This window comes from Actinokineospora xionganensis, from assembly GCF_014323725.1.
Classification (GTDB): domain Bacteria; phylum Actinomycetota; class Actinomycetes; order Mycobacteriales; family Pseudonocardiaceae; genus Actinokineospora; species Actinokineospora xionganensis.
In genome coordinates, this window is record NZ_JABVED010000008.1 from 318,884 (window position 1) to 325,226 (window position 6,343).

8 protein-coding genes are annotated in these 6,343 nt (G+C 68.1%); 5 read left to right on the plus strand and 3 right to left on the minus strand.

What is annotated here, in order from left to right:
- The first annotated feature begins 9 nt into the window (after positions 1-9).
- Positions 10-1,377, plus strand: coding sequence for a cytochrome P450 (locus tag GPZ80_RS16615; protein ID WP_187221262.1), 1,368 nt, complete (start codon positions 10-12; stop codon positions 1,375-1,377).
- Here GPZ80_RS16615 and GPZ80_RS16620 read toward each other — a convergent pair.
- Both GPZ80_RS16620 and GPZ80_RS16625 read right to left on the minus strand, forming a co-directional pair.
- Entirely contained in the window at positions 1,336-2,157 is an 822-nt protein-coding gene (locus tag GPZ80_RS16620) for a phosphotransferase family protein (RefSeq protein WP_222719391.1), read from the minus strand. The two genes, GPZ80_RS16615 and GPZ80_RS16620, sit on opposite strands and share 42 nt — an antisense overlap.
- A 444-nt stretch (positions 2,158-2,601) precedes the next feature.
- Positions 2,602-3,468, minus strand: a complete 867-nt coding sequence (locus tag GPZ80_RS16625) for a PP2C family protein-serine/threonine phosphatase (RefSeq protein WP_187221263.1) — start codon at positions 3,466-3,468, stop codon at positions 2,602-2,604.
- Positions 3,469-4,148: 680 nt separating this feature from the next.
- Between GPZ80_RS16625 and GPZ80_RS16630 the strand changes: the two genes are divergently transcribed.
- Positions 4,149-4,547, plus strand: a complete 399-nt coding sequence (locus tag GPZ80_RS16630; protein WP_187221264.1) for a MerR family transcriptional regulator — start codon at positions 4,149-4,151, stop codon at positions 4,545-4,547.
- A 2-nt stretch (positions 4,548-4,549) separates the two neighbouring features.
- Positions 4,550-4,903, plus strand: a complete 354-nt coding sequence (trxA, locus tag GPZ80_RS16635) for a thioredoxin (RefSeq protein ID WP_187221265.1) — start codon at positions 4,550-4,552, stop codon at positions 4,901-4,903.
- Positions 4,904-4,906: 3 nt separating this feature from the next.
- Here the strand turns inward: trxA and GPZ80_RS16640 are convergent, their stop codons facing one another.
- The gene (locus GPZ80_RS16640) at positions 4,907-5,479 is read right to left on the minus strand and encodes a TetR/AcrR family transcriptional regulator (protein WP_187221266.1); all 573 of its coding nucleotides are present in this window, start codon (positions 5,477-5,479) and stop codon (positions 4,907-4,909) included.
- A 176-nt stretch (positions 5,480-5,655) separates the two neighbouring features.
- Here GPZ80_RS16640 and GPZ80_RS16645 point away from each other — a divergent pair, with 176 nt between their 5' ends.
- Together GPZ80_RS16645 and GPZ80_RS16650 are read left to right on the plus strand one after the other, a co-directional pair.
- Positions 5,656-5,949, plus strand: coding sequence for a transposase (locus tag GPZ80_RS16645; protein WP_187221267.1), 294 nt, complete (start codon positions 5,656-5,658; stop codon positions 5,947-5,949).
- The coding region (locus tag GPZ80_RS16650) for an IS3 family transposase (RefSeq protein WP_187221268.1) at positions 5,946-6,343 on the plus strand (398 nt) is incomplete at its 3' end. The genes GPZ80_RS16645 and GPZ80_RS16650, both read left to right, overlap by 4 nt.

Here is a 6,343-nt window from a genome sequence, read left to right on the forward strand (position 1 = left end):
GAGGCTCGGGTGTCCGTTGTAGACAGACTCGACCGGTGGATCAGCGACCGGCCATGGCCGGTGCGCGAGCACACTCCCGCTCCTGAGGGCCTACGGCCGATCCTGGGTGACAGCGGCCCGCCCGTGCTCGGCCACACCATCGGCGTCCTGCGCCAGGGCATCGACTTCGGGCTCCGTCGGTATGAGCGCTTCGGCCCGGTGACCTGGGTCCGCGCGTTCGGCACGACGATGGTGTCCGCCGCCGGACCGGAAGCGGCGCAGGTCGTGTTGGCCAACAAGGACAAGGCGTATTCGCAGCAGGGCTGGACGTTCTTCATCGGACCGTTCTTCCACCGCGGGCTGATGCTGCTCGACTTCGAGGAGCACCACCACCACCGCAGGCTGATGCAGGAGGCGTTCACCGCCGACCGGATCGCTGGCTATACCAGGAAAGTCGCGGAGCTCGCGGCCCGGGAGATTCCACTGTGGCCGGAGACGCCGGGGTTCGAGGTGTACCCGGCGTTGAAGAAGTTGACACTCGATGTGGCGACCGAGGTCTTCATGGCCACTGAGATCGGCGCGGAAGCCGCCGTGCTGCGCAAGGCTTTCGTCGACACGGTCCGCGCGGGCACAGCGGTCGTGCGGCACCCGGTGCCGGGCGGCCGATGGAAGGCCGGGCTCGACGGGCGGAAGGTGCTGGAGGACTTCTTCCGGCGCAGCCTGCCTTCGAAGCGGGCGAGCGCGGACGACGACCTGTTCTCCGCCCTGTGCCACGCGAAGACCGACGACGGCGCGGTGTTTTCGGACGACGATGTCGTCAACCACATGATCTTCCTGATGATGGCCGCGCACGACACGTCGACCATCACGACGTCGGCGGTGATGTATTTCCTTGGGAAACACCAGGGGTGGCAGGACAAGGTCCGCGCGGAGGTGCTCGCCGAGGACTCGACGGACACCTTGGAGCTGGTGATCAAGGAGTCCATGCGCCTGGTCGCACCGGTGCCGTCGCTGGTTCGGGAGACGGTCAAGGACACGGACCTGCTGGGCCACTTCGTGCCGGAGGGCACCAAGATCATGGTGACGCCGTGGATCAACCACCTGCTGCCCGAGTACTGGCCCGACCCGATGCGCTTCGACCCGCTGCGGTTCGCCGAGGACAGGCGGGAGGACAAGGTCCACCGGTATGCCTGGATCCCGTTCGGTGGCGGGGTGCACAAGTGCATCGGGATGCACTTCGGCATGTCGGAGGTGAAGACGCTGGTGGCGCAGATGGTCCGCACGTTCCGCTGGTCGTTCCCAGAGGGCTACGAGGTCCGCTGGGACCCCACCGCGCTGCCGATCCCGACCGACGGCCTACCTCTTCGGTTCGAGCGGCTCGAACAGGTGCCGCAGTGACCTCCGCGCCTCGTCCGCGTAGCGCTGGATGCCGGACTGGGTGCCGTAGGCGAGGTCTTCGAGGACGGTGCAGCGGGCGTAGAAAGCCGCCCGTTCGGCGAGCGGTCCGTCGATGAGGACGCCGAGGTCGCGGTAGATCAGGCCGTGGTCGTAGGCGGGGTCGCAGAGGGCGGCGTCGGTCCAGTCGATGATGCCGGTGACGTCGCCGGTGACGGGGTCGATGAGGACGTGCTCGATGCCCAAGTCGTTGTGGGAGAACACGGAGGGCTCGGTTCGGGCGGGCGGCTCGGTGTCGAGGAATCGTTCGACGGAGCGGCGGTACTCCGGCGGAACCTCCACCGCCGCGTAGCTCTCGTGGGCCTCGGCCAGCCACTGGCCGACCGGATCGTCGTCGGTGTCGACCAACCCGGCCACCGCGTCCACCGCAATGGCCTGCAACGTGTCGACGTAGGCGTTGAGCACCTTCGCGATCCCCGGCGGTGGAGTCAGGTCGACCAGCGGGACGCCGGGGAGCTTGCGGTAGGCCATGCACTCGGGTTCCACGAACACCGGCGTCGGCACCGCGAACGGCGAGACCCCGGCGACGACCTCAAGGAGCCTCGCCTCCCGCAGCACGTCGGTGTCCCCTTTGGCGAACCGCACGATCAGCTCACCGTCCACCTCGAAGGCGACGTTGTCCTGCCCCTCGCCCAACCGGGCCACGGAACGACAACCAATCCCATGCGCGGCGAGGACAGCGCGGACGTCATCACTGGTCTTGATCTCGTCGAACGTCACCACAGCGGCAGCCTACTGCGAAAGCCCGCCGAAGGAACGCGATTTCAGCAGTGGTCGGGCCGGTACCCGAGCGCGTCGAGCTGAGCGAGTGCGCGGCCGCACCCACCGGATTCAGGAGCGCTGAACATCCTGGTGGAACGCGCCGCCTGCCACGGCCTGCCCGGAACCGATCGGGACCTCGTCAGACCCGACTGACCACGCGGTGGAGGCACGGCCAGTCGGTCTCACGTTCTCCAGTCAGGCGACAACGCCTCAGGACGCGGATTCGTCGGCGTCCTGAGCCGCGGGTGCGGTCTCGGTCGTCTGCTCGACGTCGTCCTCGACGAAGAGGGGGCCGTCGAAGTGCAGGGTCGCGTCGAGGTCGCTCATGGTGATCCTTCCGTTTGCGGCGGCGCCCAGTACGCCGCCGCGGCAGGCGAAGGGTACTTTCAGTGGCTCACCGCAAGATCAGGACACGCCGGGATCCATTGCAGCGCTTTGGTTGCGACCGTGCATCGTGGTCACCGCCGTGGGCAGCACGGGTTCGACGCCGACCTGCGCGCGCATGAGAAGTGCGGTGACGTTGTCGTGTCCACCGGCGTCGAGGGCGTACCCGACGAGTGACCGCGCGTTATCCAGGCCACTCGGGCCGCAAAGGGTGGCGCGCAAGGATTCGGCGGTCGGGAGGTAACGCCACAGGCCGTCGGTGCACAGCAGGAGCCAACCCGGCCCGCGTGGCCGGTGGCTGCGGATCCGCGGCGCGGGCTCGTCCGCGTCGGCGCCGAGCCAGGCGGCCAGGACTTCGTCGTCCGCGGTGTCGTCCTCGGTCAGGACCATCCCGGGTCCCTCGTCAGGCAGCCAGTAGGCGCGGCTGTCGCCGACACTGCCCGCCCACATACCCGCGGGACCGCAGATACCCGCGACATACGTACAGGCCGGGGCGGCGTGGACCGACTCGGCCAAGGCGCAGACGGCGCGACCCGCCCGCAGGGCCGCGCCCACCAGGGCGACTTCGGGTATGGCCCCACCACGAAGTGTCGCCGCAAGGGCCACCAGACCGGTTTCGGCCGCCACCTGCGCGGCCCGCTCAGCCCGCGGCGACATGGAAACCCCGTCGCACACGACCCCGAGTGTCCAGGTGTCGACCATGCCCAACGCCACCGCGTCGGCGTTGACACCGCGGCGGAGCCCTCGGTCGCTGACCCCGGCCGCACCATTGTCCGCCGTGATCTCCAGGCGGGCACGGAAGCCTGGTTGCCCGGTGCCGCAGTGCCAGCAATAACCGTCCGGGGCCACAGTTCCGCCGCAGCTCACGCAGCCAGTCGTCGTAGTCATGTGCGGGGAACTATAGTCGGCCGCCGCGCCCGGCTGGACTTCGATAACGGAAGTCCACATAGGATCGATCGCACCGCAGCGTTAGCGGTGGATGTCAGGCCAGGACCTCAGGGCCCACACCGAAGCCGTCGTCGGCTCCTCCGCCCGGATTCCGGTAGTCGGATCGGTATACAACGCGGTCTGCCCGGCGGCTGCCGCAAGGTCGGCTTCCACGAACAGTTCGCGGCGCGCAATGCCTCGGCCATCGCTTCAACTGTCGGACGCTCCAACGAAACCACGCCTCGCCTGGGAAACTCCGGCAAACTCGACACGTCCAGGCTCGTCACGAGGCGGCATTGGCACACCGCCAACTCGACGCTCCCGTAGGCGAACCGGTGTGGCCGGCGAAACCGCTTTCTGATCCGCCCGAGGTCGACTGGTGTGCCGCGCACAGCGGCGATCTCACGCAACGACGCACCGCAGCGCGGCGAGGTCGGTCCAACTGTCGCCTTCCAGCGCAAGCCGTCCGTGCCCGACAAAGCCTGCGGACCGACTAGCGTCCCGCGCTGAAGTTGAGGAGGAAGTCGCGGTTGTCGGCGGGAACACGATACCGAACCGCTGCTCCCCAGGCCACGCCCCAGTTCACCGGCCGATGATATGGGCTTGCCTTGACGCGTGCGACAACGTTTACCGTCGACCACATGAGAATCGGCGAACTCGCCAAACGTGCCGGGACGACCACCCGGGCGCTGAGGTTCTACGAGTCCCAAGGCCTGCTCGAGGCGCGGCGCACGGCCAACGGGTACCGGGAGTACGACGAGGACGACGTGCGCCTCGTCGACGAGATCCGGACCTTGCAGGCCGTCGGGCTCACCCTGGACGACACCCGCCCGTTCGTCGAGTGTCTGCGCGCGGGCCACGAGGCCGGGGACTCCTGCGCCGACTCGATCGAGGTCTACCAGCGCAAACTCGCCGAGGTGGACGCCTGCCTCGAACGGCTCGCCGCGGTCCGGGCCGGTCTGGTGACCAAGCTGACCGCCGCCTGGGCACGCCAGCCCGATCCTTGCCGAGTGGCCGAACCATCCGAATTCAAGGAGTAGCCATGTCCCCGACGAGCCTGACCGGCGAGCTCTCGACGGTCACCGACGACACCTTCGAAGCGCGGGTCCTCCGCGGCGACAAGCCCGTCCTGGTCGACTTCTGGGCCCAGTGGTGCCCGCCGTGCCACATGATTGTCCCGGTGCTCCAGCAGATCGCCGTCGAACGAGCCGACTCGCTCACCGTGGTCAAGATCAATAACGATGAGAACCCGCTCACGGGCCGGAAATACCAGGTGATGTCACTGCCGACCCTGATGCTCTTTGTGGACGGTCAGCCGGTGCAAGCGCTGGTGGGAGCACGACCGAAGACCAAACTCCTCGCGGAACTGGACGCCGCCCTGCGCGACCTGAGGTAGCGATCACTGGTCGGGTTTGTCCGGCGAGCGGGTGAGCAAGAGTTCGCTGGCGCGGGTCATGACCTGGACGCGGCTGCGGCCGGGGTGGTCGGCGGCGAGGAAGTGGCTGCCGATCGCCATGCAGAAGGCGAGCAGGCTGCGGGCCTCGACCTCGTCCGGGTCGGGACAGAAGGTGCTGATCGCGTCACGCAGCAGTTGCATGCGCCCGTTGTCCACGCGGCGCAGGCGCTCGGCGACGGCTTGGTCGCGTCGGGCCCAGTCGCGCATGGCCAGGTCGATGGGAAGCAGGCGGTCGCCGGAGAAGGTGAGCTGTCCGGCCAGCCGGACCTTGGCCATCATGTCGCCGCTCTCCTGCTCGACCCGCGCGACGACGTCGTCGAGGCTCTCGCGCTCCCAGGCGTCCAGCATCTCGGTCAGCAGTTCGTCCCGGTCGGCGAAGTGTCCGTAGAACCCGCCCTTGGACACCCCGAGCGACTTGGCCAGCACCTCGACGCGGACGGCATCCACGCCGCCCGAGGCCAGCGCCCGCAGTCCCTCTTCGACCCACTTCTCCCGCGGGGTGCGCAACGCTCCCATGTATGGCACACCTCACCTTCGATTGGTTATACGGTGCCGTATAACCGGGATAGCCTCTCGATGTACGCAACCGTATAACGAGGGGAACGGAGCCACCAGATGATCAAGTGGGCTGAGGTTCCCCCCGCCGACCGGACACCCTGATCCCTGGCTTCGGCTTGGGGAAGGATGTCTCTGTGTCTCGTTCGTCGAAGTATCCCGAGCAGTTCCGTCAGGACGCGGTCGCGTTGGCGCGTTCCTCGACTCGTCCGTTGGCGCAGGTGGCCCGCGAGCTGGGGGTCAATCACGAAACCCTGCGCAACTGGGTCCGCAACGCCGAACGCGGCGAGAGTGCCCCATCGAGCGAGACGACTGTCGGTGAGCAGGAGCGGGAGCTCCGCGAGCTGCGCAAGCGGGTGGCGGAGTTGGAGCTGGAGAAGGAGATTCTGCGGAAGGCAGCCGCGTATTTTGCCAAGGAGATGGGTCGTTGACCTGCAGCTACCGGTTCATCTCCGAACACCGTGACGCCTTCGGCGTCGCCCGGCTGTGTCGTGTCCTGGATGTTCGTCGCCCCGGCTTCTATGAGTGGCTGGCCGCCGCCCCTGCCCGCGACGAACGGGCCGCGCGGGAGGATCGGTTGGCCGGTGAGATCGCCGAGATCCACGCCACCCATCGCGGCGCCTACGGCAGCCCGCGGGTCACCGTGGAGCTGCGCCGCCGCGGCCAAGTGATCAACCACAAACGGGTCGAGCGGATCATGCGTGAGCGTGAGATCGCCGGGATCACCCGACGCCGACGCAGGTCGCTGACCAAGCCCGGTATCGCCGCCGTCGCGGCGCCGGACTTGATCGGCCGTGACTTCACCGCGCAGGCACCGGGTGAGCG

Coding starts and splice junctions, on each gene's coding strand:
- GPZ80_RS16630 (WP_187221264.1), top strand. CDS start 4,149: ATGAGAATCGGCGAACTCGCCAAACGTGCCGGGACGACCACCCGGGCG.
- GPZ80_RS16640 (WP_187221266.1), bottom strand. CDS start 5,479: ATGGGAGCGTTGCGCACCCCGCGGGAGAAGTGGGTCGAAGAGGGACTG.
- trxA (WP_187221265.1), top strand. CDS start 4,550: ATGTCCCCGACGAGCCTGACCGGCGAGCTCTCGACGGTCACCGACGAC.
- GPZ80_RS16625 (WP_187221263.1), bottom strand. CDS start 3,468: ATGACTACGACGACTGGCTGCGTGAGCTGCGGCGGAACTGTGGCCCCG.